The sequence below is a fragment of the Streptomyces sulfonofaciens genome, assembly GCF_014656295.1.
Taxonomy (GTDB): Bacteria; Actinomycetota; Actinomycetes; order Streptomycetales; family Streptomycetaceae; genus Streptomyces; species Streptomyces sulfonofaciens.
Genome location: NZ_BNCD01000031.1, coordinates 37,486 through 60,325 on the forward strand (window position 1 = coordinate 37,486; position 22,840 = coordinate 60,325).

The following is a 22,840-nucleotide window of genomic DNA, read 5'->3' on the forward strand; positions in this document are numbered from 1 at the left end:
GGGGCCGGGCCTCGCCGTCCGCCGGCGGTTGCGGGGGCCGGCGGGGAGCGGTGCGTACGATCCGGGCATGGGAAACCGTGAAGCCCTGCTGGCCGGGGCGAGGCGCTGCCTGGAGGAGAAGGGGTACGCCGCCAGCACCGCACGGGACGTCGCCTCGGCCGCGCGGCTTCCCGAAGCGGCCGTCGCCGAGCACTTCGGTTCATGTGCCGCGCTGCTCCACGAGGCGCTGTTCGCGGCGATGCGGGAGCGCGGCGCGGAGACGGGCGGCGCGGCGGGCGACGACTACGAGGACCTGTGGTCCCGTACCGCCGAGTCGTTCCGTGCCCACCGGTGGCTGTGGGCGGCGACCCTGGAGGCCCTGGTGCACGCCCAGCGCTCGCCCGAGCTGCTGCGGACCCTGGCGGCGGGCCAGGACGACGCACGGCGGGCACTGGCCGCGCGGCTCACGGGCGTGGCGGGCGCCGAGGTCGCGGCCCATGACGTACGCACCGTCGGCACCGTCCAGCTCGCCCTGCTCACCGGCGTGCTCGTCCAGTGGCTCGCCGATCCCGAGCACGCGCCGGACGGCCGGGAGATCGGGGAGGGCCTGCGCGCGCTGGCGGCACGCACGGCGGGCTGACGGGTGCCGAGCGGGCCGGTGGGCCGGTGGGCCGATGGGCCGAGAAAGCACAGCGGGTCTGCGGGCTGCGGGTCCGCGGTCGTCGGGGCGGCGGGTCTGCGGTCGTCGGGTCTGCGGGCGGTGAGCCTGCGGTGCGGTGGGCCGGCGGGTCGGCGGGCTGAGCGGGCACGGGCTCGGTGCGTCCGGCACCTTCTTCTTCGGCGCGCTTCTTCGGCGCGTCCGACACGTCCCCCGCCTGTCCGGCACGTCCCCCGCCTGCGCGTCCGGCACGTTCCCCGCCTGCTGCGCCCGGCACCTTCTCCGCCTGCGTGCGCCTATCCCAGCTCCGGTGGCCGCGGCGGCGGGGTGGCGGCGCCCGGCAGGCGGACGGTCGCCACCGTGCCGCCGCCGGTGGCGGGCCGCAGGGTCACCTCGCCGCCGCTCTGCTGGACGGTGCGGGCGACGATCGAAAGACCGAGCCCCGAGCCGGGCAGGCTGCGCGCGGACGGGGAACGCCAGAAGCGGTCGAAGACGTGGGGCAGGTCCTCCGGGGCGATGCCCGGGCCGTGGTCGCGCACGGTCAGCTCACCCCCGCGCAGGGCCACCTCGACGGCGCCGCCGGACGGGCTGAACTTGACCGCGTTGTCGAGGATGTTGACCAGAGCGCGCTCCAGGGCGGCGGGCTCCGCGCGGACGTACCAGGGCGCCAGGTCGGCGGTGAACGTCAGCTCGGGGCCGCGCAGCCGGGCCCGGCCGAGCGCCGTCTCCACGAGGTCGTGCAGCGCGAGCACCCGCACCTTGTCGGTGTGCTGGCCGGTGTCGGGCCGGGCGAGCTCCTGGAGGTCGCCGATCAGCGTGGCCAGCTCGGTCATCTGCGCCCGCACCGAGGCGAGCAGCGCCCTGCGGTCCTCGGGCGGGATGGCGCGTCCGGTCTCCTCGCTGCGCACCAGCAGGTCGATGTTGGTGCGCAGCGAGGTGAGCGGGGTGCGCAGCTCGTGGCCCGCGTCGGCGATCAACTGCGCCTGCCGGTCGCGTGAGGACGCCAGCGCGGCCGTCATCGAGTTGAACGACCGCGACAGCCGTGCGATCTCGTCCTCGCCGTCGACGGGGATCCGCACCGTCAGGTCCTCGGTCACCGCGATGTGCTCCACGGCCCCGGTCAGCTCGTTGACGGGAGTGAGTCCGGCGCGGGCGATCCACAGCCCGGCCGCGCCCGCGCCGACGACACCGATCCCGGCCACGGCGGTGAGCAGCAGTGCCAGCCGGTTGAGGGACTTGTCGATCTCGTCCAGCGGGCGGGAGATGGAGACCGTGAGCACTCCGTCGGTGGCGCGGGTGCGCTGCGTGTAGACGCGGACCGCTCGGCCGTCGACGGTGGTGGCGTCGTGCAGCGCGCTGTCCCGCACCCCGAGCGCCACCTCCTGGTCGGAGCGTTGCACGGGCACGGCCTGCGAGCCCGGCGCGACGCAGCGCGTGCCGTCCGGCTGCACCAACTGGACGTAGGCGAACGCGGGTGCGGTGTTCTGGCCGGTCTGCGAGGCGCTGTGGCAGTTGGCGAGGAGCAGCCCGGGAAACTCGGGGGAGACGGCGGCGTTCCGCAGTGAGCTGTCCAGTTCGTCCCGCACCTGGGTACGGGTGAGCAGCCAGCACGCCACCGCGGCGGCCGCCACCGCGATCGCCACGGCCGCGGCGACGAGCAGTGCGAGCCTCGAACGCAGGGGGAGCGCGTGGAACCAGCGCACGCCGCCCGGGCCTGCTGCCGAGCCGCCGCCCGGCCCGCCGAACCCCGTCTCTCGCTCCGCGTCGGTCGCGCCCCAGGGAGCGGTACCGCCCTGCCGTGCCCCCGGCTGCGTACCGCTCACTCCGCGCCGCCCGCGCGCAGCACGTACCCGACCCCGCGCACGGTGTGCACGAGGCGCGGTTCGCCGGCCGCCTCGGTCTTGCGGCGCAGGTACATGACGTAGACGTCCAGGGAGTTCGACGAGGGCTCGAAGTCGAAGCCCCAGACGGCCTTGAGGATCTGCTCGCGGGTGAGCACCTGGCGCGGGTGCGCGAGGAACATCTCCAGCAGGGTGAACTCCGTACGGGTCAGCTCCACGCGCCGGGCGCCCCGGGTGACCTCGCGGGTGGCGAGGTCCATGCGCAGGTCGGCGAAGGACAGCACGTCGTCCTCGTCGGCCTGGCCCGCGGCCGCCGCGTAGGAGCTGCGGCGCAGCAGTGCCCGGATCCGGGCGAACAGCTCGTCGAGCTCGAAGGGCTTCACCAGGTAGTCGTCCGCACCGGCGTCGAGACCGGTGACGCGGTCGCCGACCGTGTCGCGGGCGGTGAGCATCAGCACCGGCACCGTGCTGCCGGACGCCCGCAGGCGGCGGGCCGCGGTCAGGCCGTCCATGCGCGGCATCTGGATGTCCAGCACGAGGAGGTCGGGACGGTACGCCGCCGCCTTGTCGAGCGCGTCCGCGCCGTCCACGGCGACCTCCGTGCCGTACCCCTCGAAGGCGAGGCTGCGTTGCAGCGCCTCCCGGACGGCGGGCTCGTCGTCGACGATCAGGATGCGCTGCGGTTCGCCGTCGGCGGGGCTCATGGGCGGGGTCCTCGGGGTCGTGGGAGTGGGGAGTGGGGGAACGGTGGGAGGGCCGGACGAGGCGGTGGCCCAGCGCGTTACGGGTGCGCGACGGCCGCCACCGGTGACCGGCCGCCGTGCGTGTACGCGGCCGCGGTGCTCGTACGTGGCGCGGTGCGGTATGCGTACGTGGCGCGGTGCGCCGGTCCCGCCGGTCCGGCAGATACCCGCCGGACCGGCGGATACCAGCCTCGCACGCCGGGGGTGGGCCATGGCGCGCGGGAAGCGCTGTGCGCCGTCTTCCGCTCCCTGCCCCCTGCTCGCCCTGCTCGCCCTGCCCGCCTCAGCCCGCTTTCCCCGCCTGGCCCCTGCCCGCCTCAGCCCGCCTCCGGTGCCTGCCCGGGGGCGTGCGCCGTGGTCCGGGCGCTGCTCGCCGGTGCGGTGGAACCGGGGAACCGGGCCTTGGCGAAGGGCACCGGGGCTCCGGACAGGGGAAACGCCTCCGGCCGCAGCCGCAGCCGCAGTCGCAGCCGCTGCCGCGCGTCGCGCCGTCGTGGCGACAGGGCCGGGCGGATCGGAGCCGGGCTGATCGGGACCGGGCGGATCGGGACCGGGCGGATCGGGACCGAGCGGAACGGGAACGAGCGGATCAGGATCGAGCGGATCGGGGACGGGCGGAACGGGGTCGGGCGGAACGGGGTCGCGACGGACGCCCCGTGGGCTCCGCGACCCCGCAACCCCGGGGGCCCCGCCGCACGGCGGGGGCCGGCCCGCGGTCCGGGGGCGGGCGGGCCGGCCCGTGGCGGTCGCGGCGGTCAGCCGTCCGCTCCGCCGCTCCTGAGCTGGTCGAGGTCGGCCTTGACGGTGTTGATCGGGATGGCGAAGCCGAGGCCGACGCTGCCGGCGTCCGACGAGGAACTGCTGTCCGCCGAGGCCGGCGAGTACATCGCGGAGTTGATGCCGACGATCTGGCCGCTCATGTTGATCAGCGCACCGCCCGAGTTTCCGGGGTTGAGGGAGGCGTCGGTCTGGATGGCCTTGTAGGTGGTCTTGGACGAGCCCGTGTCGCCGTTGAACTGCTGCCCGCCGAACTCGAACGGCCAGCTCCCGCCGCCGCCCTGCTGCCAGGGCGCCCCCTGCCCCTGCCCCTGCTGCTGGTCCTCGACGGGCACGGTCACGTCGCGGTCGAGCGCGGAGACGATACCGCTGGTCACGGTGCCGGTCAGGCCCTCGGGCGAGCCTATGGCGACGACCTGGTCGCCGACCTTGAGCCCGTTCGAGTCGCCGAGGGTCGCGGCCTTCAGGCCGGTGGCGCCGTCCAGTTTGACGAGTGCCAGGTCCTTCTTCGGGTCGGTGCCCACCACCTCGGCGTTGTACGACTTCCCGTTGCTTGTCCTCGCTCTCACCTGCGAGGCACCGGAGACGACGTGGTTGTTGGTGAGGATCTCGCCGTCCCCGGTGAGGATCACGCCGGAGCCGGTGGACTGCCCGCCCGGCACCGAGGCGCTCACCTCGACGATGCTCGGGCTGACCGCCGCGGCCACCCCGGAGACCGTGCCCCTGCTGTCCGCGGCGACGGGCGTGCCGCTGACGGCCGTCTGCGCCGTGTCGTGCCCACCGGTGGCCGCCTGCACGGCGTACGCGGCACCGCCGCCGACCACACCGGCCGCCAGTGCCACGGCTGCGAGCAGCGCGAACGGCGTCCTGGTGCGGCGGCGCGCCGGCGGAGCGTGGTGCGCGCCCGGCACCGGCTCGTATCCCGGAGGCGGGGGGTAGGCCCCGCCGGCAGCCCCGTACGAAGAGGACTGCTGCTGCCCCGGGTGCACATACGCCGGCCCCTGGTACGGGGACTGCGTGTCGTCGGAGTACTCGCCACTGTTCGGGAAGCTCTCGGTCATGGCGTCAAGACTGTGCGCCCATGATGAGAGGACCGTGAGGGCTGCCTGAGAAGCCCGGCAGAAGTGCGTTTGCCGGAAATAAAGACCGGGCGCCGGGGCCCGGGCAGAGCGGAGCGGAGCGCGGGGCGCGCCCCGCGGGTCCAGGCGCAGTCCGACCCCCGGACCGGGCTCGCCCCAGGACCGGGCTCGCCCCAGGGCGCGGGGGAGTCGGACGGGCCCGGTGCCGGTAGGCGTCCGGGTCAGCGACGGCCCGCGGGGCTCAACCGCGCACGGGGCAACCGCAGGAGCGGCGGACCACCAGCCGCGAGGGGAACAGCTTCAGGCGTTCGCGGCGCGAGCCGGCCACCCGCAGGCCGTCGTCCAGGACGAGGTCCACCGCGGCCCGGGCCATCGCCGGCCGGTCGGATGCCACGGTGGTCAGCGGCGGATCGGTGAGCGCCGCCTCCTTCACGTCGTCGAAGCCGGCCACCGCCAGCTCGCCGGGGACGTCGATGCGCAGCTCGCGGGCCGCCCGCAGCACCCCGATCGCCTGGTCGTCGGTGGCGCAGACGATCGCGGGCGGACGGTGCGGTCCGGCGAGCAGGGCGAGGGCGACCTGGTAGGCGTCGTAGCGGTTGTAGGGGGCCTGGAAGAGGCGGCCCTCCGTCGACCTGCCTGCGTCGTCCATCGCCCGGCGCCAGCCGGTGACGTGGTCGGCCACCGGGTCGCCGATCGCGGGCGTCGTCTCGATGCCGCCGAGGCAGGCGACGTACGCGTGGCCGTGCTCCAGCAGGTGGCGGGTGGCGAGCTGGGCGCCGCCGACGTCGTCCGTGACGACGGCGACGTCCTCGATGGCCTCGGGGCGGCGGTGCAGCAGCACCACGCGGGCGTCCCAGGCGTCGATCTCCACGGCCGCGGTCTCGCTCGGGCCCTGGCTGACCAGGATCAGCCCGGAGACCCGCATGCCCAGGAAGGCGCGGAGGTAGTGCACCTCGCGCTCGTCGAGGTAGTCGGAGTTGCCGACCAGGACCATCTTCCCGCGCTCGGCCGCGGCCTGCTCGACCGCGTGCGCCATCTCCGCGAAGAACGGCTGGCGGGCGTCGGGCACGATCATGCCTATGAGGTCGGTCCGTCTGGACGCCATGGCCTGCGCGACCCGGTCGGGCCGGTAACCCAGCTCCTTGATCGCCGCGAGCACGCGCTCACGGGTGGCCGGGGCGACCGGCCGGGGTCCGTTGTTGATCACGTAACTCACGACCGCGGTCGAAGTACCCGCCAGTCGCGCCACGTCGTCCCGCGTCACCTTGGCCACGCGCGAAGTCTACGCGGATGGAACGAGCGGCTGTCCTCAGGTGGGCACGCGCACGAAACGACCCGGCGGCACGCTCCGGTGCGCGTGGCGCGAACCTGGTCGCGGCGGCATGCTCCGGTGCGGAGGGAGCCGGTCGGTCACGGCGGCGCGCTCCGGTGCGGGTGGCGCGGACGGATCCGTTGGCATGCTCCGGTGCGGAGGGAGCCGGTCGGTCACGGTGGCACGGTCCGGTGCGGGTGGCGCGGACGGACAAGGCGCGCGGAACCGGGGAGGCGCACCCCGGCCCCGCCTCCCGCGGGAGCGCGGGCCGGGGCTAGCGCTTCGCGGAGCGGGCGGCCGCGTGGTCGGCCCCGGCCTGGCGGGTGGGGCGGGCGTGCACGCGGGCGTCGGACTCGTCGGACGCGGGGCGCGACCGGGCGCCGGCGGCACGCGGAGCGGCCTCCTTCGCACGGGCGGGCGCGGTTCCGGCGGACTCCTGCGCGCCCGCGGCACGCTCGCCCTTCTCCGGCACCACGAACCGGTATCCCACGTTCCGGACGGTTCCGATCAGCGACTCGTGCTCCGGCCCGAGCTTGGCGCGCAGCCGCCGGACGTGCACGTCGACGGTACGGGTGCCGCCGAAGTAGTCGTAGCCCCAGACCTCCTGGAGGAGCTGGGCGCGGGTGAACACCCGGCCGGGGTGCTGCGCCAGGTACTTCAGGAGCTCGAACTCCTTGAAGGTGAGGTCGAGCACCCGGCCCTTCAATTTCGCGCTGTAGGTCGCCTCGTCCACCGACAGGTCGCCGTTGCGGATCTCCATCGGGGAGTCGTCGCTGACGATCTGCTGGCGGCCCATGGCCAGCCGCAGCCGCGCCTCGACCTCGGCGGGTCCCGCGGTGTCGAGCAGGACGTCGTCGATGCCCCAGTCGGCGGTGACGGCGGCGAGGCCGCCTTCCGTCACGACCAGGACCAGCGGGCAGCCGGGGCCGGTGGAGCGCAGCAACTGGCACAGGCTGCGCACCTGCGGCAGGTCCCGCCTGCCGTCCACGAGGATGACGTCGGCACCGGGGGTGTCGACCAGCGCGGGGCCCTCCGCGGGGGCCACCCGGACCTGGTGCAGCAGCAGTCCGAGGGCGGGCAGCACCTCGGTGGACGGCTGGAGCGCGTTGGTGAGCAGCAGCAGCGAACTCATCGCGCCCCACCTGCCCCGGTGGTCGGGCCGCCTTGCCTTGTTCGGTCGCCCATGACGTCGGTTCCTCCTCGGTCCCTGCGTGGGGGTACCTCTGCGGCTTGCGCAAAGCACAAAAGGACCCGGGGGCGTCGCTGCCCGGATCCTCATGCCAGCAGAATAGCCCACATGAATCCAGGCCGGGCGGATCGAACGGTGCCGAGCGCTCCTCGGACCCCTGCTCCACGTGCCGGGGAGCCTTCCCCGCGAACGGTGCGCCGTACCGTATGCCGCGCGCTGTTGCGCACCGCCGACGGGGTGACGATCGACGCACGGTACGAGGCGGGCGCCGCGGCGCCCGCCTGTGCGCCGCGTGCGCCGGGGGCGGACGACGCCGCGGCCGAGGGCGCGAGCGAGGGCGCGCGGGCGGGCCGGGCCGGGGTCGCCCTCGTGGTCGCGCACGGCTTCACGGGAGATCTCCAGCGGCCGCACATCCGCCGGATCGCGCAGGTGTTCGCCCAGTACGCGGATGTGATCACCTTCTCCTTCCGCGGCCACGGCCGCTCCGGCGGGCACTCCACGGTCGGCGACCGCGAGGTGCTCGACCTGGCGGCCGCGGTGGGCTGGGCGCGCCGGCTGGGGTACCGGCGGGTGGCCACGGTCGGGTTCTCGATGGGCGGCTCGGTGGTGCTGCGGCACGCGGCGCTGCACCGGGCCGAGGCGTGCGCCGTGGACGGTGCGCAGGTCGTGCGGGCCGCGGAGCCGGGGCGTGAGGGGCGCACGGATGCGTGGGCGGATGCCGCGGTCTCGGTGAGCGGGCCGGCCCGGTGGTACTACCGCGGGACGGCACCGATGCGGCGGCTGCACTGGCTGGTGACGCGTCCGGTGGGGCGGGCGGTGGGCCGCTACGGGTTCCGCACCCGGATCCATCCGCACGACTGGGACCCCGTGCCGCTGTCCCCGGTCGCTGCGGTGCCGCTCATCGCGCCCACGCCGTTGCTGGTCGTGCACGGGGACCAGGACCCCTACTTCCCGCTGGACCACCCGCGGATGCTGGCGGAAGCATCCCGGGGGGCGGCCGAGTTGTGGGTGGAGCGGGGGATGGGGCACGCGGAGCACGCGGCCGGCGCGGACCTGCTCGAAAGGATCGCCCGGTGGGCGGTGGCCGCGGCGGACCGGGCGCCCGGTGTTCAGAACGGCCCGAACGGCCCGAACGGCCCGGGTGGCCCGGGTGGCCCGGGGGGTCCCAGCGGCCGGGGCGGCCCGGGTGGTGCTGGTGGTCCTGGTGGTCCGGAAGTTTCCGCTGTCGAGGAGGAAGTCTGATGGCGCGTGGCACGGTGCGGTACTGGGCGGCGGCCAAGGCCGCCGCGGGCGCGGCCGAGGAGCCGTACGATGCGGTGACCCTGGCGGAGGCCCTGGAGGCGCTGCGCTCCCGGCATCCCGGCGAGCTGGTCCGGGTGCTCCAGCGCAGTTCGTTCCTGGTCGACGGAGATCCCGTGGGGGCCCGTGGACATGAGACGGTACGGCTGGCAGAGGGCGGCACAGTCGAGGTGCTTCCGCCGTTCGCAGGAGGGTGACTCTCTTACATGAGCGATCAGTCGTACCGGCCAGGAGAGCTCGCGGGCCCGGCCCCCGCGGGTGCGGCCCCCGCGGCACCGCCCGCGCCCGCGTCCGCATCCGCGCCCGCATTCGCATCCGCGCCCGCATCCGCACCGGCACCCGAGTCCGCGCGCGGCCACGCCCGGCCGACCGCGGCGCAGCGGGCCCGCGCCGAGGGCCGCTCACCGGTGATCGAACCGGGTATCGTGCCCGCGCTGCTGACGGCCGTACTGGGCCTGCTGCTGGCCGGCGCGGCCACGGCGGGCCAGTACGTGCTGCTGGCACCGCTGGTCGTGCTCCAGGCCGTGACCGCCGCCGGGTGGTTCCGGCTGAACGGGATGTGGCCCGCCCGGCAGGGCATCGCTCTCGCCTTCCTCGGCGCGCTCGCCGCGGACGGCGCCCTGCTGGCCCTGGACCGCACGCACGCCCCCGGCGCCCTGCTCGGCACCCTGGCCGTCTGGGTCCTGCTGTCCCTCGCGCTGCAACTGCGCAGCCACGCCTCCGCAGACGAGCGCATGTACGGCCTGATGGCGACGGTCGTCTCGGCGGCGCTCGCGATCGCCGCGGCCGGACACCTCGCCGCCGACCCGGACGCGGTCACGGTCGGCGGGATCGCGGTGGCCGCGGCGGTCGTGGTCCGCGCGGTGCCGCTGCCGACAGCGCTGTCCGTGCTGGTCGCGCTCGCCGCCGCGGGCGGCGCCGGGTACGCCGCGGCCCGGTTCACCGACTACGGCACGCGCGAGGCTGCGCTGCTCGCCCTCGGCGCGGGCGTCTGCGCACTGATCGGCCACCGCGCCGCCGGTTACGACTATCCGTCCCGCTTCGTCCATATGACCGCGGGCATCGCCCTGCCCCTGGCCGCCGCGGCCCCGGCGGTCTACGCGCTGGGCCGCACGCTCGGCTGACGTCCGGGCCCTGTACGTCCGGCCGCCAGACGCCAGACGCCAGACGCCAGACGCCAGACGCCAGACGGCGGACAGCGGACAGCGGGCGCCAGACGCCAGAAGGCGGGCGGCCGCCGGCAGGCGGGAAACGACAGCCGGCACCGGCGGGCAGGATCCGCAAGAGGGGCAGCCGGAAGGCGGCAGCCGAGAGGCGGCGGCCGGAAGGCGACTGGGAAGGGCGGGGAAAGGCGGGAAACGGGCGGCGCGTGAGGCCGGCGGAGGTGGGCGGGAGGCGGCCGGCACCGGGGTTGGCCGGAAAACCGTCACAGCTTCTCGACAAGACCGCCACGTCACCGGCATCACACCCGCACCCGTACCCCCGCGCGTTAGGCTCCCCGCGGGCCCGGGACGTCCCCGGGTGGTGATGCGGCGGGCGCCGCCGAGTCGGGGGGAAACTCCAAGCATGCGCGCACTGCGAATACTTCTGATCCTCGTCGTGGTCCTCGGCGGCCTCTTCGTGGCCGCCGACCGCGTCGCGGTGGGCTTCGCCGAGGGCAAGGCCGCCGACGAGCTGCGCAGCAACGAGAACCTGTCGGAGAAGCCGGAGGTCTCGATCGAGGGGTTCCCGTTCCTCACCCAGGTCGTCGGCGGGCAGCTCGACGACGTGGAGATCAAGATCAAGGAGTACGAGGCGTCCGCGGGCGGGGCCACCGGCGGGGGAGCCGGCACCCTCCGGATCCAGGACCTCGACGCGCGGATGCAGGGCGTCCGGTTCTCCAACGGCTACACCTCCGCGACCGCCGACTCGGCCACCGGCACCGCCCACGTCTCGTACGCGGAGCTGCTGAGGGCCGCGCAGGTCGAGCCCGTGGAGGTGGCGCCCGGTGCGACCGCCAAGGTGATCCGGCTCTCGGACGGCGGCAACGGCAAGATGAAAGTCACCGTGGAGGCGACCGTGCTCGGCCGGAAGCTGCCCGATCCGATCACGGTCACGAGCAGCATGCGGGTCGAGGGCGACGTCGTGAAGGTGCACGCGGACAACCTCCCCTCGTTCGGCGGCGTGCCGACGCCGGAGAGCACGGTCCGGCAGATCACCGACTTCCAGCAGTCGATCACGGGACTGCCGGCCGGTATCAAGATCGACAAGGTGGAGCCGGCCCCGGACGGCGTCCACATCACGGTCGCGGGTTCACACGTCAGCCTCGTCGGGTGAACGTCGACTTCGGCAGGTGGACGTGGGCCCGTCGGGTGGACGTGGACCTCGTCGGGTGAACGCGGGGCTCGTCGGATATTCATCGGGCTCGCCGGGTAGGCGTCGGCCTTTTCGGGTAAGCATCATCTGATCGGATGGATTCGATCATCTGGTCAGGCGGGCCCCACCGGTCGGCGGGGCCACCGGATCCCGGGCAACCCCGGGACCACCAGGGACCCCCAGGGACCCTCAAGGAACCCCGGGACCCCCGGGAACCGAGGGGTCCCGGAACCGCCGGACCCAGGGACTCCGGGACGGTCTGCCGCGCGGCGGGTGTGCCGCGAGGGCCGGTCGGCGTCCACAGAGCGAGACAGCGGCGTCCGCACAGCAGATACGGCGGCGTCGTACCCGGCTTCCCGCCGCCCCGGAAGTGCACAGGTATGCCCCCGGTTCCCCGTTCCGTGATTCGGTATCGGCCCGTCGTCTCAAATAATGGACGATAGCTTCTCGCCATATGAGAAAACGGTGACATGTCCGTCTCTGGCTCCCTACGATCGCACTCATGCGGTGCTATATGAGCGGTCCCCGTTCACGGGGACAGGCGGACCTGACGAAGCGGCGGGCAGTAGACCTGTGCCGTATGGCCGCCATGCTCTGTCGCACGGTCTGAGCGGGCACCCGAGCGGGACACGGACACCGCGGCCCGCCCCGGAAGCCGCCGCACACAGCGCGCAGCAGCGTCGCGAGCGCGCCCGCGGCCGACAGGGCCGGATCCGGCCGCACCACTCCGCCCCGTCCCGTACCCGGCGGGTACCGACCCGGTATCCCGCGTGACCGCCACGATGCACGGCCCGACGCGCCGGCGGACACCGTCCCCGACGCATCGGCGCAGCACCCGGTGCACCCGTGCACCACAGGAAGCAGCACAGTCCCGCCGCAACTGCCCCGGAGGAGAAAGCATGAGCCGCAGTGACGTCCTGGTAGACGCCGACTGGGTCGAGGCCAACCTCGACAACGCCAAGGTCGTCATCGTCGAGGTCGACGAGGACACCTCCGCGTACGACAAGAACCACATCAGGAACGCCGTCAAGATCGACTGGAAGACGGACCTCCAGGACCCGGTCCGCCGTGACTTCGTCGACCAGGCCGGCTTCGAGAAGCTGCTCTCCGAGCGCGGCATCGCCAACGACGACACCGTGGTCCTCTACGGCGGCAACAACAACTGGTTCGCCTCGTACGCCTACTGGTACTTCAAGCTGTACGGCCACGACAGCGTCAAGCTGCTGGACGGCGGCCGCAAGAAGTGGGAGCTGGACTCCCGCGACCTGGTGGACGGCTCCGAGGTGCCGAACCGCCCGGCCACCGAGTACAAGGCCAAGGCCCAGGACACCTCGATCCGCGCCTTCCGCGACGACGTGGTCGCCGCGATCGGCGCCCAGAACCTGGTCGACGTGCGCTCGCCCGACGAGTTCGCCGGCCGGCTGCTCGCCCCGGCCCACCTGCCGCAGGAGCAGTCCCAGCGTCCCGGCCACGTGCCGAGCGCCCGGAACATCCCGTGGTCCAAGAACGCCAACGACGACGGCACCTTCAAGTCGGACGACGAGCTGAAGGAGCTGTACGCCGAGGAGCAGGTGGACCTCGCCAAGGACACCATCGCCTACTGCCGCATCGGCGAGCGTTCCGCGCTGACCTGGTTCGTGCTGCACGAGCTGCTGGGCGTCAGCAACGTCAAGAACTACGACGGCTCCTGGACCGAGTACGGCTCCCTGGTGGGCGTGCCGATCGAGCTCGGCGCGGGCAAGTGAGCCGCCGGTAGGCGGACGTCACACCCGGTAGGCGGCACGGCACCGCGCGGCAGTCGGTGCAGGGCAGTCAGCAATCAACGCACCACCACCCTCGACCATAAGGACTGACGTATGTGTGGAGCTAAGGTCGGCGGACCCGATGCCTCGACGATCAAGCCCGGTGAGACCACCATCCAGGGTCAGGTGACCCGCAACGGCGAGCCCGTCACCGGGTACGTCCGGCTGCTGGACGCCACCGGGGAGTTCACCGCCGAGGTGCCCACCTCGGCCACCGGCCAGTTCCGGTTCTACGCCCGCGAGGGCACCTGGACCGTGCGCGCCCTGGTACCGGGCGCCACCGCGGACCGTACGGTGGTCGCGCAGACGGGCGGCCTCGCGGAGGTCGCGATCGCCGTCTGAGCGACTGCCCGGCAGGGCTCGTCGACGGCCGGAGGGCCGCACCCCGCACGCCGGAGAACCGGCGGACGGCGGTGCGGCCCTCCGGCCGTGCGCGGCGGAACACCCCGGAACACCCCGGGCACGCCGGAGCATGCCGGAGCACGCGGGAAAACAGCACGGAAAGCGCCCGGGACCCCGCCCGGGCCCGAGTCGGGGACCGCGCCGGGACCGCGTCAGGGACCGCGTCAGGACCCTGCCGGGGACCGCGGAAATCGGCCGCCCGGGGCGGGCATGGATGGCGCCGTACGGCCTACTCTGAGGGTATGTACGCGCGCCGGCGCCGTCTCTACTTCACCATGATGGGCATCTGCATCGCGTTGTTCGTCCTGGCGTGGGGCGTCGTGCGCATCTGGTCCATTCCGGCCGCCGTGGGCATGTGCGTGGTGGCCATGGTGCTGCCGCCGCTCGCTGCGATCGTCGCCAACCGCCGCGGCCCCGAGGACCGCTGGTGGGACGACCCGTCGGGAGACCCGAAGTCCGACGAGTGGTGGGACGAGCTGGACGGCAGGAAGCGCCGCTGACCGGCCGCGGCCCCGCCGGTTCCGGCGACCGCGGGCCCTCGCCGGAGCCGGCCCCCCACCGCGGCAGCCGTGTCATCCGGCACCCCCCGGCACCCCGGCGGACGGGAGACGCGGACCGGGGCCCGGGGACATCGGCGGGCCGGCACAGCGGTGGTCCGGATGACAGCGGTGGTCCGGGGGACAACGGTGGCCCGGGGGCAGCCATGGATCGGGGGAAAGCGGTGTCCCGGGGACAGCGGCGGTGCGGGATCAGTAGACGAGGGCCTGGGTGTCCTCCGCGAGCGCCTCCTGGACGAAGAGCTGCGAACCCGCGATGCGCACTCCCGGGATCACGTCGTCCTCCGTGATGCCGCGGCGGGCCGCGCACTGGGTGCACAGCGTGATGCGCCCGCCCGTCTGGATCCCCTCGATCAGCTCGGGCAGCGGTGCCGCGTGCGGCAGCTCGAACCCGGCCGCCCTGCCGGGCAGCGCGAACCACGCCGACTCGCCGGTCAGCCAGAGCGACACGCTCACCCCGCTGGCCGCGGCCACCGCCGCCACCGTGAACGCCTGCGAGCAGCGCTCCGGCGCGTCCGACCCCGCCGTCACCTTGATCACCAGGTTCTTCGCCATGGCCGCATCGTATGCGCCCGGCCGCGGCCGTCTAAGCTGGAGTCCGGCCTCGTGCCGCTCGTACCGTCCCCCGACCGCCGAGGAGCCGCCGTGCTTGAGGCACTCTACGAGGCACTGCTCGCGCTGGTCTGCGTCGCCGTCGTGGCGTTCACCTGGCTGGCCGTGAGCAAGCTGTACGAGGGGCAGCGCTGAGCCGGCCGCAGAGCCGAGCCCGTGCCGAGGCCCCAGCCCGCCCCCAGAGAGAGACCGACTGAGCACCCGATGATCGAGATTCCGTCCGACCTCCACAAGGACCTCGTCCCCCTCGCCTTCCTGCTCGGCACCTGGGCCGGAGCCGGTGTGTCCGACTTCCCCGGCGCCGAGAAGTGCAACTTCGGCCAGGAGGTCACCTTCACCCACGACGGGCGCGACTTCCTGGAGTACCACTCGCACACCTGGGTGCTGGACGCCGACGGCGGGAAGGTCAGGCCGCTGGAGTCGGAGTCCGGCTTCTGGCGCATCGACGCCGAGCGGAAGATCGAGACCGTGATGGTCCGCGACGGCGGTGTGGCCGAGGTCTGGTACGGCGAGCTGGCCGACCGCAAGCCGCAGATCGACCTGGCCACCGACGCCGTCGCCCGCACCGCCGCCTCCGGGCCCTACTCCGGCGGCAAGCGGCTGTACGGCTATGTGAAGGGCGACCTGATGTGGGTCGGCGAGAAGCAGACCCCCGAGGTGCCGCTGCGGCCGTACATGTCCGCGCAGCTCAAGAAGGTGGTCAGCCCCGAGGAGGTGGCCTCCTGGGCGAAGGACCTCGGGGACCTGCCCGACGACGGGATCGCGTTCTTCAAGTGAGCGCCGCGGGCGCCGCGCGGGGCACCGCCCCGGGCACCCACGCCGTGCCGTCGGTGCGCGCCGTGCCGTCGGTCGCGCGGCACAGGGCCGCGCACGGTGCCCTCGCGGGTCCGCCGAGGCGGGCGTTTCGCCGCAGGACCCGTGAGTCGGGGGCCCGCCGCCTACACTGGTTCCGTGGTGAGCACCGACTGGAAGAGCGACCTGCGGCAGCGCGGCTACCGGCTGACGCCGCAGCGGCAGCTCGTGCTCGAAGCCGTCGACGCGCTGGAGCACGGCACACCTGACGACATCCTGTGCGAGGTGCGCAAGACCGCCTCCGGCGTCAACATCTCCACCGTCTACCGCACGCTGGAGCTGCTGGAGGAGCTGGGCCTGGTCAGCCACGCGCACCTCGGGCACGGTGCGCCGACGTACCACCTCGCCGACCGGCACCACCACATCCACCTGGTGTGCCGGGACTGCACGGACGTCATCGAGGCGGACGTGGAGATCGCGGCCGAGTTCACCGAGAAGCTGCGGGAGACCTTCGGCTTCGAGACCGACATGAAGCACTTCGCGATCTTCGGCAGGTGCCGCACGTGCGTGGCGGACGCAGCCCGGCAGGGCGGGACCACGGCCGGTGAGGAAATAAAAACGGTGAGCACACGGTCGTAGGCTGTGTGGATATGAAGAGCCCTCTGCTGTCCCTGCCAGGCGCCGTCCCCGCCGAGGGTGTGGACGAAGGCGTCGCCGCCCACTACGGCGATCTGTTCCGCGAGCAGCGCTCACTCGCCGACGGCACCGGATTCGTCGACCTGTCGCACCGCGGTGTCCTCACCGTCCACGGCGACGACCGGCTGACGTGGCTGCACCTGCTGCTCACCCAGCACGTCAGCGACCTCCCCGCGGGCCGTGCCACCGAGTCGCTGATCCTCTCGGCGCACGGCCACATCGAGCACGCGCTCTACCTCGTCGACGACGGTGCCACCGTCTGGATGCACGTCGAGCCGGGCACCCAGGCGGCCCTGCTCGGCTACCTGGAGTCGATGAAGTTCTTCTACCGCGTGGAGGTGGCCGACAGGACGGGCGAGTTCGCCGTGGTGCACCTGCCCGCCGGGTCCATCGCGGAGCCGCCCGACGGCGCGGTCGTCCGCGAGACGGCACACGGACGCGACCTCTTCCTGCCGCGCGCCGACCTGCCCGCGTTCGCGGAGCGGCACGCCCCGGCGGCCGGCCTCCTCGCCTACGAGGCGCTGCGCATCGAGGCGCACCGCCCGCGGCTCGGCTTCGAGACCGACCACCGCACCATCCCGCACGAGGTGGGCTGGATCGGCGACGCGGTGCACCTGGACAAGGGCTGCTACCGGGGCCAGGAGACCGTGGCCCGGGTGCACAACCTGGGCAAGCCGCCGCGCCGGCTGGTCTTCCTGCACCTGGACGGCAGCGAGGTGCACCTGCCGCCGCACGGCGCCCCGGTGCGGCTCGCTGACGAGGGGCCGGACGGCCGCAAGCTCGGCTTCGTCACCACCTCCGCCCGCCACCACGAGCTGGGCCCGATCGCGCTCGCGCTGGTCAAGCGGAGTGTTCCGCCGGACGCCCCGCTGATCGCCGAGACCACGGCGGCGGCGCAGGAGACCGTCGTCCAGCCGTGACGCACGCGCGGGCGTCCGGCCCACGGACCCCGCGCGACCCGTGCGCCCGCGCGACCGGTGTGCCCCGCCCCGGCGGGGCACACCCGCGGCACGTCCGGCCGCAGCGCACGTCCGTCCGCCGTCCGTCCGCCGTCCGTCCGCCGTCCGGCCGGGCTAGACCTCCAGCAGGACCGTGAACGGGCCGTCGTTCGTCAGGGACACCCGCATCCGCGCCCCGAAGCGGCCCGTGGCGACCGTCGCGCCCAGGGCCCTCAGCCGGGCCACCACCTCGTCCACCAGCGGCTCGGCCACCTCGCCGGGCGCCGCCGCGTTCCACGTCGGCCGCCGGCCCTTCCTGGCGTCCCCGTACAGCGTGAACTGGCTCACCACCAGCAGGGGGGCGCCGACGTCCGAGCACGACCTCTCGTCCCGCAGCATGCGGATCGACCAGAGCTTCCTGGCCAGTTGCGCGGCCTTCTCCCTGGTGTCGTCGTGGGTCACGCCCACCAGGACGAGCAGGCCCTCCCCGCTGATCTCGCCCACGGTCCGCGGGCCACCGCCGCCTGCGGCCCCCGCCGCCCCGTCCGGCCCCTGCGCGCCCGCCTCCCCGCCGTTGCCGTCGTTCCCGTGGTTCTCGTGGTTCTCGTTCCCGCCGTTCCGGTCGTTCCCGTCCTCCACGAGCACGCTCGCGCCGTCCACCCTCTGCACCACCGCACGCATGCGGACCATCATGCCCTGCCGCCCCGTCCGTCCCACGCGCCGCCCGGGCGCCCCCCATCCGGGCCACCGATGAGCCCCCAAGCCCCCCATCCGGGGAGGATCACGGCTTCTCGGTCACATGGCGCGCACCGGTGGTGGCACGATGAGCCTCACACGGGGGGAGCCCGGCGATGCGAAGTGGAGCAAGCCGCATGTGCACAGCGAGTACCGGGGCCGGGCAGCCCCGCGGCACGGTGTCCGCCACCAGGATGACGTCCCGGCCCTCCCGGACGGGACCGGTGCGCGGCGAGTCCGGCGGCCCCCGGCTGCCCGCGCTGCCCGAGCCCGGCCTCGCCGACCTCAGCCTCGCCGAACTGCGGGAGCTGCGCCGTGCCGCCCAGCGCGAGGAGGCCGACCTGAGCTATGTGCGGCGCCTCGTGCAGGGCCGGGTCGACATCCTGCGTGCCGAGCTGGCGCGCCGTGCGGAGCGCACGACTCCGCTGGTCGGCCGGCTCCCCGAGATCCTCGCGGACCAGCCGGCCCGGCAGCGCTCTTCCGCCCGGCACGTGACGCTCGGCCCGCCGCACAGCGAGGAGTACGGACGACTGGCCGCCGACATGCTCGCCGAGGTCGCCCTCTCCGACCTGGACGCCCGCACCGGCGACGAGTTGCGCGCGGCCATGGGCCGGCTCGTCGGGTACGAGCAGCAGGTCTCCCGGCGCCGCCAGCAGGTCCAGCACACGGCGGACGGGTGCAGTGCCGAGATCGCCCGCAGGTACCGTGAGGGCGAAGCGCAAGTAGACGACCTGCTCGCCTGACGCGGCACCCGGCGACCCCGGCGCCCGTGCGGGTGGCAGGCCCCACCGCCACCCCGGAAGGCCGCACCCATGCCCGCCGACATCCCCGCACCGCACTCCTCGGACGCTCCGGCGCACACGGCGCCGCGCGCCACGGGGGTCCCCGGCCCCGGCCCCCGGGCCAGGCCAGGGGCGCCCACGGCCTCCGCCGGCGCCACCGCGCACCCCGTGCTCGCCGAGGTGGTGCGCTCCGGGTTCGTCGAGGGGCTGCACCGCGGCAGTCTGGTGCTGCTGGCGCCGGACGGCGGCGTGGAGCTGGCGCTCGGAGAGGTGGCGGCGCCGGTGTTCCCCCGGTCGTCGAACAAGCCGATGCAGGCCGCCGCGGTGCTGCACGCCGGGGCCGAGCTGACCGGTGAGCGGCTCGCGATGGCCGCGGCCAGCCACTCCGGCGAGGGCTTCCACCGTGCGCTCGTCCAGCAGGTGCTGGCCGAGCACGGGCTCACCGTGGACGATCTCCAGTGCCCGCCCGACCTGCCCCTCGACGCGACCGAGCGGGAGGCGCACCTCTTCGCGGGCGGCCGCCGGGAGCGGGTCACGATGAACTGCTCCGGCAAGCACGCCGCCATGCTCGCCGCCTGCGTACGCGCCGGCTGGCCCACGGCCTCCTACCTCGACCCCGCCCATCCGCTCCAGAAGCTGGTGCGCACCGTGGTCGAGGAGGCCGCGGACGAGCCGGTGGCCGCCGTGGGGACGGACGGCTGCGGTGCGCCGCTGATGGCCATCAGTCTCACCGGTCTGGCGCGCGCCTTCCGCTGCTTCGTGCTTGCCGACCCCGGCAGCCCCGAGCGCCGGGTCGCCGACGCGATGCGCGCCCACCCCGAGTACGTCGCGGGGACGAACCGCTCCGACACCTGGCTGATGCGGGAGGTGCCCGGCGTGCTCGCCAAGGTGGGCGCGGAGGCGGTGCAGGCGGTGGCGCTGCCGGACGGCCGGGCCCTCGCGTTCAAGATCGATGACGGGGGTCAGCGCGCCCTGGGCCCGGTACTGGCCCGCGCCCTGACCCTCGCGGGCGTCCGTGCGGACGTCCTCACGCGGATCGGGCACGGCCCGCTGCTGGGCGGCGGCCGTGTGGTGGGCGAGGTGCGGACGGCGTTCTGAGCCCGCCCCAGCCCCCGCCCGGGCTCCCGGCTCCTGTCCCCGCTCCTGTCCCCGCTCCTGTCCCCGCTCCTGTCCCGGCTCCTCATGACTACCGGTCGATGGCGGGGTACCGGCCCGGGTAGGCGGTAGCGCCGGGGCACGCCCACAAGCCGCCAGTACTCGATCCCGGCGGGCGTGGTGCTCGGTCCGCTCGGTGCAGGCCGGCGGTCGGGAGTGCGTCGACGCGGTTCCCGTGCTCACGGCGGGCCTTGCGCGGGGCCGGGACTGCTGCGGTGCCGTCGGGGGGCGGGCAGCGGCCGAGGAGTGGGCGGTGGACCGCGGGTGCGGCGGTGACACGCAAGGTGCGGCCCTGGCCGCGTCGTACGGTCACATCCTGGTCGAGCGTGGCGGGTTAGGCGGGTTCGGCGGGGTCCGGGGCGGTGGCGCGGAGGAAGTCGGCGATCTCGCCCGGCACGTGTCGACGGGCTTCTCCCCGTGGAGGTGTACGACGGCGCCTTCGGCCGCGTTGCAGGCGGTGGGCATCCGCTCGCCTCCCAGCCCGGACGCCGAGGCGGTCCGCACGATGCTGCCCCGGGTCTGCTTCAGGTGCGGCAGCGCCGCCTGCGCCCCGAAGAAACAACTGTCGACATCGGTGCTCATGACGAGCCGCCAGTCGTCAGGGCTCAGCGCCCAGCGCCCAGCGCTCGGGGCTCAGGGGTCAGGGGTCGTCGCAGGACAGTGAGCGGGCTAGCTCCCGGCGAGGACGGCGCCTCCGTCGACGGTGAGCACCGTTCCGGTGACGAAGCGGTTCTCCATCAGGTACAGGTGCGCCGCGGCGATCTCGTCCGCTCCGCCGATCGACTTGGTGAGCGTCCGATCAGCGAGGGTCGCGAACAGCGCGGCGCGCTGCGGCTCCGGAACCGGGTCCCACAGCGGCGTCCGAACCGCTCCCGGCCGGACCGCGTTGACGCGGACGGGGGCGAGCTCGGCAGCCAGCCCTCGCGTCAGGCCCTCCGTGGCGGCGGCGGCGCCGGCCGCGAGCGCTGTACCGGGTGCGGGGCGGACAGCGACCGTCCCGGACGTCAGCACGATCGAGCCTCCCGGCCGGACGCGCCGCGCCGCGTGCTTGACCGTGGCGACCGCTCCCCAGAAGCGGACCTCGAACAGCTCCCGGGCGGCGTCGAGCGGCAGGTCTGCCAGCGGCTGCGGACGGACCGTGTCACCCGCTGTGTACACCACGTGGTCGAGCTCGCCGACGTGGTCGAACAGGGCAGCGACGTCAGCCTCGTCGCGGGTGTCGGCGACCGCCCCCTCGCAGGTGTCCGGCAACTGCGCGAGCGCGGCCTTCAGGCGCCCCTCGTCGCTCGACGCGATCGTGACTGCCGCCCCGGCGGCCGCTGCGGCGCGGGCCGTGGCCAGTCCCATCCCTGAACTGCCGCCGATGACGACGATGCGCTGACCTGAAAGCGCCATGGTGCTGCTCCTCTGCCTCGCAAAAGTGATGACTCACTGCGTCATCACCATAGCAGTGGCGATGACGCACTGGGTCATCACAGTTATGATGGTGGCCATGCCACGATGGGACCCACGCGCCGAGGACCGGCTCCGCGAGGCAGCGCTGGAGCTGTTTCTTGAGCGCGGGTACGAAAACGTCACCGTCGCGGAAATCACCGAGCGGGCCGGGCTGACCCGGCGCACGTTCTCCCGTTACTTCACGGACAAGCGGGACGTGCTGTTCGCCGGATCCGATCAACTCCCGGTTGCCCTCGCCCACTCCGTCCGGCACGCCGACGACGCCCTCTCGCCCTTCGAGGCCCTCCTGACCGCTCTCGTGGACGTCGCCGGCGGACTGACCGACCAGGCCCCGCTCGCCGTGCAACGGCGCGCGGTCGTCCGGGCCAGCCCGGAGCTGCAGGAACGGGGGCGGACCAAGTTCGCCGCCGCGACCGAGGCGGTGGCGGACGCGTTGCGGGACCGGGGCACCACCGAATCGGAGGCGACGCTGCTCGCGCAGGTCGGTATCGCCGTCTTCCGCACCGCATTCGAGTACTGGACCGACCGGCCGGACGACATCGGCCTGCCGGCCCGCATCCGGGAAGCGGCTGCCGAACTCGCCGCCGGCCTGGGCGCGGTGGACTTCGCCGCGCTGCCCCGCCCGTGAAGCGCCGCGCTGCCCCGCCCGTGAAGCAAGGGCCGCGCACGGATGGGACGCTGCTTGCGGACCGCGCACCATAACGGCGCCACCGCCCCGCTGCGCTGCCACCATGTCGGCCGCCGCGACCAACCACCGCATCCGGAAGCAGACGCGCCACCGGACAGGCGCTGCCGAACCCCGAGATCAAGTACTGGCGGCTTCCGGGCTTGCCTCGGCGCTGCCCCGATCTACCGGCCCAGGCCGCGGCGGATGGCCTGTTCGACCGGCGAGGTCCCGTGGTCCACGTCGTACGGCTCTGCCGGGTACAGGGGCGGCTGGGCGAGGAACCGCGGCCGGGTGCCGCGGTGCGATTGGGCGGCGTGCACCAGGAACGGGTGGCACAGGTAGACGTCGCCGGGCCGGCCGGTGGCGAGGGCGACGGGGCGGTGCCCGGTCACCGCCGCGGCCCGCGTCGAGATCTCCATCATCGTGAGGCCGCTGTCGCCGTGGGGCGCCAGCAGGCGGGCCGCGTCGAGGTGCGAGCCGACCCGGATGCGGGTGGGCGCGTCGCTCTCGCCGGTCTCGGAGAAGAGGAAGAGCATGAGCAGGGCCCGCCCTCTGGAGGCCACGTTGACGCGGTACCCGAAGTAGTCGCCCGGGTCGGCGTCGCCCTGGAAGCTCGCGTCGAGGTGCCATCCGTCGTCACCGGGCGGCACGGCGCTGGGGAAGCGGATCGGGAACGTGCCGAGGCCGTCGCGCGGCGCCCAGCGGCCCGGCCCGACCAGCCGGTCGAACGCCGCCGCCAGCCGCGGGCTGTTGGCGGCGGCCCGGAAGGGCTCCTCGGTGTGCGCGTCGATCCTGATCACCGGCTCGGTCCAGGTGGCCGGGTCGTCGGGGTCGCGGCCGGTCGCCCTCCAGAGGATCGCCCGGCACTCCGCGGCCGTCTCCTCGGCGAACGCCTGCTCGACCTTGACGAAACCGTCCTCGATGAACCGGGTGGCCTGGTAGTCCGTCAGCACGAGACCACACTGCCAAGAGCCGGCTGCCACCGGCGAATGGTTTTCCGGCGTGCACCGGGCTC

The 22,840-nt window shown here is 74.1% G+C and carries 23 protein-coding genes and 1 pseudogene; 14 read left to right on the top strand and 10 right to left on the bottom strand.

What is annotated here, in order from left to right:
• The first annotated feature begins 67 nt into the window (after positions 1-67).
• Positions 68-619 (top strand): TetR family transcriptional regulator, encoded by a 552-nt coding sequence (locus tag IE313_RS31845; RefSeq protein WP_189938389.1) that lies wholly within the window; start codon positions 68-70, stop codon positions 617-619.
• A 314-nt stretch (positions 620-933) separates the two neighbouring features.
• Here IE313_RS31845 and IE313_RS31850 read toward each other — a convergent pair whose 3' ends face one another.
• From IE313_RS31850 to IE313_RS31870, 5 genes are all read right to left on the bottom strand, one after another.
• The gene (locus IE313_RS31850) at positions 934-2,340 is read right to left on the bottom strand and encodes a sensor histidine kinase (RefSeq protein WP_229925129.1); all 1,407 of its coding nucleotides are present in this window, start codon (positions 2,338-2,340) and stop codon (positions 934-936) included.
• A gap of 116 nt (positions 2,341-2,456) precedes the next feature.
• Positions 2,457-3,182 carry a response regulator transcription factor gene (locus IE313_RS31855; protein WP_189938392.1) on the bottom strand — a complete coding sequence of 242 codons (726 nt, stop codon included), beginning with the start codon at positions 3,180-3,182 and terminating at the stop codon, positions 2,457-2,459.
• 794 nt (positions 3,183-3,976) lie between these two features.
• Positions 3,977-5,059, bottom strand: a complete 1,083-nt coding sequence (locus IE313_RS31860; protein ID WP_189938394.1) for a S1C family serine protease — start codon at positions 5,057-5,059, stop codon at positions 3,977-3,979.
• 259 nt (positions 5,060-5,318) lie between these two features.
• Positions 5,319-6,350, bottom strand: a complete 1,032-nt coding sequence (locus tag IE313_RS31865) for a LacI family DNA-binding transcriptional regulator (protein ID WP_189938395.1) — start codon at positions 6,348-6,350, stop codon at positions 5,319-5,321.
• 313 nt (positions 6,351-6,663) lie between these two features.
• A complete protein-coding gene (locus IE313_RS31870; protein ID WP_189938397.1) occupies positions 6,664-7,521 on the bottom strand; it encodes a winged helix-turn-helix transcriptional regulator in 858 nt (285 codons plus the stop codon).
• A 165-nt stretch (positions 7,522-7,686) separates the two neighbouring features.
• Here IE313_RS31870 and IE313_RS31875 point away from each other — a divergent pair, with 165 nt between their 5' ends.
• From IE313_RS31875 to IE313_RS31905, 7 genes and pseudogenes are all read left to right on the top strand, one after another.
• Positions 7,687-8,820 (top strand): alpha/beta hydrolase, encoded by a 1,134-nt coding sequence (locus IE313_RS31875; RefSeq protein WP_189938399.1) that lies wholly within the window; start codon positions 7,687-7,689, stop codon positions 8,818-8,820.
• The gene (locus IE313_RS31880) at positions 8,820-9,074 is read left to right on the top strand and encodes a MoaD/ThiS family protein (RefSeq protein ID WP_189938401.1); all 255 of its coding nucleotides are present in this window, start codon (positions 8,820-8,822) and stop codon (positions 9,072-9,074) included. The genes IE313_RS31875 and IE313_RS31880 overlap by 1 nt, the downstream gene beginning before the upstream one ends.
• Positions 9,075-9,092: 18 nt before the next feature.
• Positions 9,093-10,001: pseudogene (locus IE313_RS31885) on the top strand (hypothetical protein); the annotation flags it as partial.
• Positions 10,002-10,443: 442 nt separating this feature from the next.
• Positions 10,444-11,193, top strand: a complete 750-nt coding sequence (locus IE313_RS31890) for an LmeA family phospholipid-binding protein (RefSeq protein ID WP_189938403.1) — start codon at positions 10,444-10,446, stop codon at positions 11,191-11,193.
• Between the two features lie 938 nt (positions 11,194-12,131).
• Positions 12,132-12,977, top strand: coding sequence for a sulfurtransferase (locus tag IE313_RS31895; protein WP_189938405.1), 846 nt, complete (start codon positions 12,132-12,134; stop codon positions 12,975-12,977).
• A 111-nt stretch (positions 12,978-13,088) separates the two neighbouring features.
• A complete protein-coding gene (locus IE313_RS31900) occupies positions 13,089-13,376 on the top strand; it encodes a DUF1416 domain-containing protein (RefSeq protein WP_189938407.1) in 288 nt (95 codons plus the stop codon).
• Between the two features lie 302 nt (positions 13,377-13,678).
• Positions 13,679-13,936 (top strand): DUF3099 domain-containing protein, encoded by a 258-nt coding sequence (locus IE313_RS31905; protein WP_189938408.1) that lies wholly within the window; start codon positions 13,679-13,681, stop codon positions 13,934-13,936.
• A gap of 249 nt (positions 13,937-14,185) precedes the next feature.
• Here the strand turns inward: IE313_RS31905 and IE313_RS31910 are convergent, their stop codons facing one another.
• Positions 14,186-14,548: a DsrE family protein gene (locus IE313_RS31910; protein ID WP_189938410.1), complete on the bottom strand. Its 363-nt coding sequence runs from the start codon at positions 14,546-14,548 to the stop codon at positions 14,186-14,188.
• A gap of 261 nt (positions 14,549-14,809) precedes the next feature.
• On the opposite strand from IE313_RS31910, the gene IE313_RS31915 reads away from it, so the two are divergent.
• The 3 genes from IE313_RS31915 to ygfZ all read left to right on the top strand — a co-directional run bounded on the left by IE313_RS31915 (position 14,810) and on the right by ygfZ (position 17,013).
• A complete protein-coding gene (locus IE313_RS31915) occupies positions 14,810-15,382 on the top strand; it encodes a heme-binding beta-barrel domain-containing protein (protein WP_189938412.1) in 573 nt (190 codons plus the stop codon).
• Between the two features lie 174 nt (positions 15,383-15,556).
• Complete coding sequence (locus IE313_RS31920; RefSeq protein ID WP_229925125.1) at positions 15,557-16,036, top strand: Fur family transcriptional regulator; 480 nt, start codon at positions 15,557-15,559, stop codon at positions 16,034-16,036.
• An 11-nt stretch (positions 16,037-16,047) separates the two neighbouring features.
• Positions 16,048-17,013 (top strand): CAF17-like 4Fe-4S cluster assembly/insertion protein YgfZ, encoded by a 966-nt coding sequence (gene ygfZ / locus IE313_RS31925; protein ID WP_189938415.1) that lies wholly within the window; start codon positions 16,048-16,050, stop codon positions 17,011-17,013.
• Positions 17,014-17,166: 153 nt separating this feature from the next.
• Here the strand turns inward: ygfZ and dtd are convergent, their stop codons facing one another.
• Positions 17,167-17,712, bottom strand: coding sequence for a D-aminoacyl-tRNA deacylase (dtd, locus tag IE313_RS31930; RefSeq protein WP_189938417.1), 546 nt, complete (start codon positions 17,710-17,712; stop codon positions 17,167-17,169).
• Between the two features lie 191 nt (positions 17,713-17,903).
• Here dtd and IE313_RS31935 point away from each other — a divergent pair, with 191 nt between their 5' ends.
• On the top strand, positions 17,904-18,509 hold the full coding sequence (locus IE313_RS31935) for an RsiG family protein (RefSeq protein WP_229925126.1): 606 nt from the start codon (positions 17,904-17,906) through the stop codon (positions 18,507-18,509).
• Positions 18,510-18,578: 69 nt separating this feature from the next.
• Entirely contained in the window at positions 18,579-19,646 is a 1,068-nt protein-coding gene (locus IE313_RS31940; RefSeq protein ID WP_189938418.1) for an asparaginase, read from the top strand.
• A 366-nt stretch (positions 19,647-20,012) separates the two neighbouring features.
• Here IE313_RS31940 and IE313_RS36535 read toward each other — a convergent pair whose 3' ends face one another.
• Both IE313_RS36535 and IE313_RS31950 read right to left on the bottom strand, forming a co-directional pair.
• A complete protein-coding gene (locus tag IE313_RS36535; protein ID WP_373317110.1) occupies positions 20,013-20,312 on the bottom strand; it encodes an SDR family NAD(P)-dependent oxidoreductase in 300 nt (99 codons plus the stop codon).
• A 60-nt stretch (positions 20,313-20,372) separates the two neighbouring features.
• Positions 20,373-21,098, bottom strand: coding sequence for an SDR family oxidoreductase (locus IE313_RS31950; protein WP_189938420.1), 726 nt, complete (start codon positions 21,096-21,098; stop codon positions 20,373-20,375).
• A 97-nt stretch (positions 21,099-21,195) separates the two neighbouring features.
• Here IE313_RS31950 and IE313_RS31955 point away from each other — a divergent pair, with 97 nt between their 5' ends.
• Entirely contained in the window at positions 21,196-21,786 is a 591-nt protein-coding gene (locus tag IE313_RS31955; RefSeq protein WP_189938423.1) for a TetR/AcrR family transcriptional regulator, read from the top strand.
• Between the two features lie 221 nt (positions 21,787-22,007).
• On the opposite strand, the gene IE313_RS31960 is transcribed toward IE313_RS31955, so the two are convergent.
• Positions 22,008-22,808 carry a phytanoyl-CoA dioxygenase family protein gene (locus tag IE313_RS31960; protein WP_229925127.1) on the bottom strand — a complete coding sequence of 267 codons (801 nt, stop codon included), beginning with the start codon at positions 22,806-22,808 and terminating at the stop codon, positions 22,008-22,010.
• Between the last annotated feature and the right edge of the window lie 32 nt (positions 22,809-22,840).

What these genes read in the sequence shown, in the direction of transcription:
- IE313_RS31845 (WP_189938389.1), top strand. Translation starts at nt 68, where the DNA reads ATGGGAAACCGTGAAGCCCTGCTGGCCGGGGCGAGGCGCTGCCTGGAG.
- IE313_RS31855 (WP_189938392.1), bottom strand. Translation starts at nt 3,182, where the DNA reads ATGAGCCCCGCCGACGGCGAACCGCAGCGCATCCTGATCGTCGACGAC.
- IE313_RS31860 (WP_189938394.1), bottom strand. Translation starts at nt 5,059, where the DNA reads ATGACCGAGAGCTTCCCGAACAGTGGCGAGTACTCCGACGACACGCAG.
- IE313_RS31870 (WP_189938397.1), bottom strand. Translation starts at nt 7,521, where the DNA reads ATGAGTTCGCTGCTGCTGCTCACCAACGCGCTCCAGCCGTCCACCGAG.
- IE313_RS31875 (WP_189938399.1), top strand. Translation starts at nt 7,687, where the DNA reads ATGAATCCAGGCCGGGCGGATCGAACGGTGCCGAGCGCTCCTCGGACC.
- IE313_RS31880 (WP_189938401.1), top strand. Translation starts at nt 8,820, where the DNA reads ATGGCGCGTGGCACGGTGCGGTACTGGGCGGCGGCCAAGGCCGCCGCG.
- IE313_RS31890 (WP_189938403.1), top strand. Translation starts at nt 10,444, where the DNA reads ATGCGCGCACTGCGAATACTTCTGATCCTCGTCGTGGTCCTCGGCGGC.
- IE313_RS31895 (WP_189938405.1), top strand. Translation starts at nt 12,132, where the DNA reads ATGAGCCGCAGTGACGTCCTGGTAGACGCCGACTGGGTCGAGGCCAAC.
- IE313_RS31900 (WP_189938407.1), top strand. Translation starts at nt 13,089, where the DNA reads ATGTGTGGAGCTAAGGTCGGCGGACCCGATGCCTCGACGATCAAGCCC.
- IE313_RS31905 (WP_189938408.1), top strand. Translation starts at nt 13,679, where the DNA reads ATGTACGCGCGCCGGCGCCGTCTCTACTTCACCATGATGGGCATCTGC.
- IE313_RS31910 (WP_189938410.1), bottom strand. Translation starts at nt 14,548, where the DNA reads ATGGCGAAGAACCTGGTGATCAAGGTGACGGCGGGGTCGGACGCGCCG.
- IE313_RS31915 (WP_189938412.1), top strand. Translation starts at nt 14,810, where the DNA reads ATGATCGAGATTCCGTCCGACCTCCACAAGGACCTCGTCCCCCTCGCC.
- ygfZ (WP_189938415.1), top strand. Translation starts at nt 16,048, where the DNA reads ATGAAGAGCCCTCTGCTGTCCCTGCCAGGCGCCGTCCCCGCCGAGGGT.
- dtd (WP_189938417.1), bottom strand. Translation starts at nt 17,712, where the DNA reads ATGCGTGCGGTGGTGCAGAGGGTGGACGGCGCGAGCGTGCTCGTGGAG.
- IE313_RS31935 (WP_229925126.1), top strand. Translation starts at nt 17,904, where the DNA reads ATGTGCACAGCGAGTACCGGGGCCGGGCAGCCCCGCGGCACGGTGTCC.
- IE313_RS31940 (WP_189938418.1), top strand. Translation starts at nt 18,579, where the DNA reads ATGCCCGCCGACATCCCCGCACCGCACTCCTCGGACGCTCCGGCGCAC.
- IE313_RS31950 (WP_189938420.1), bottom strand. Translation starts at nt 21,098, where the DNA reads ATGGCGCTTTCAGGTCAGCGCATCGTCGTCATCGGCGGCAGTTCAGGG.
- IE313_RS31955 (WP_189938423.1), top strand. Translation starts at nt 21,196, where the DNA reads ATGCCACGATGGGACCCACGCGCCGAGGACCGGCTCCGCGAGGCAGCG.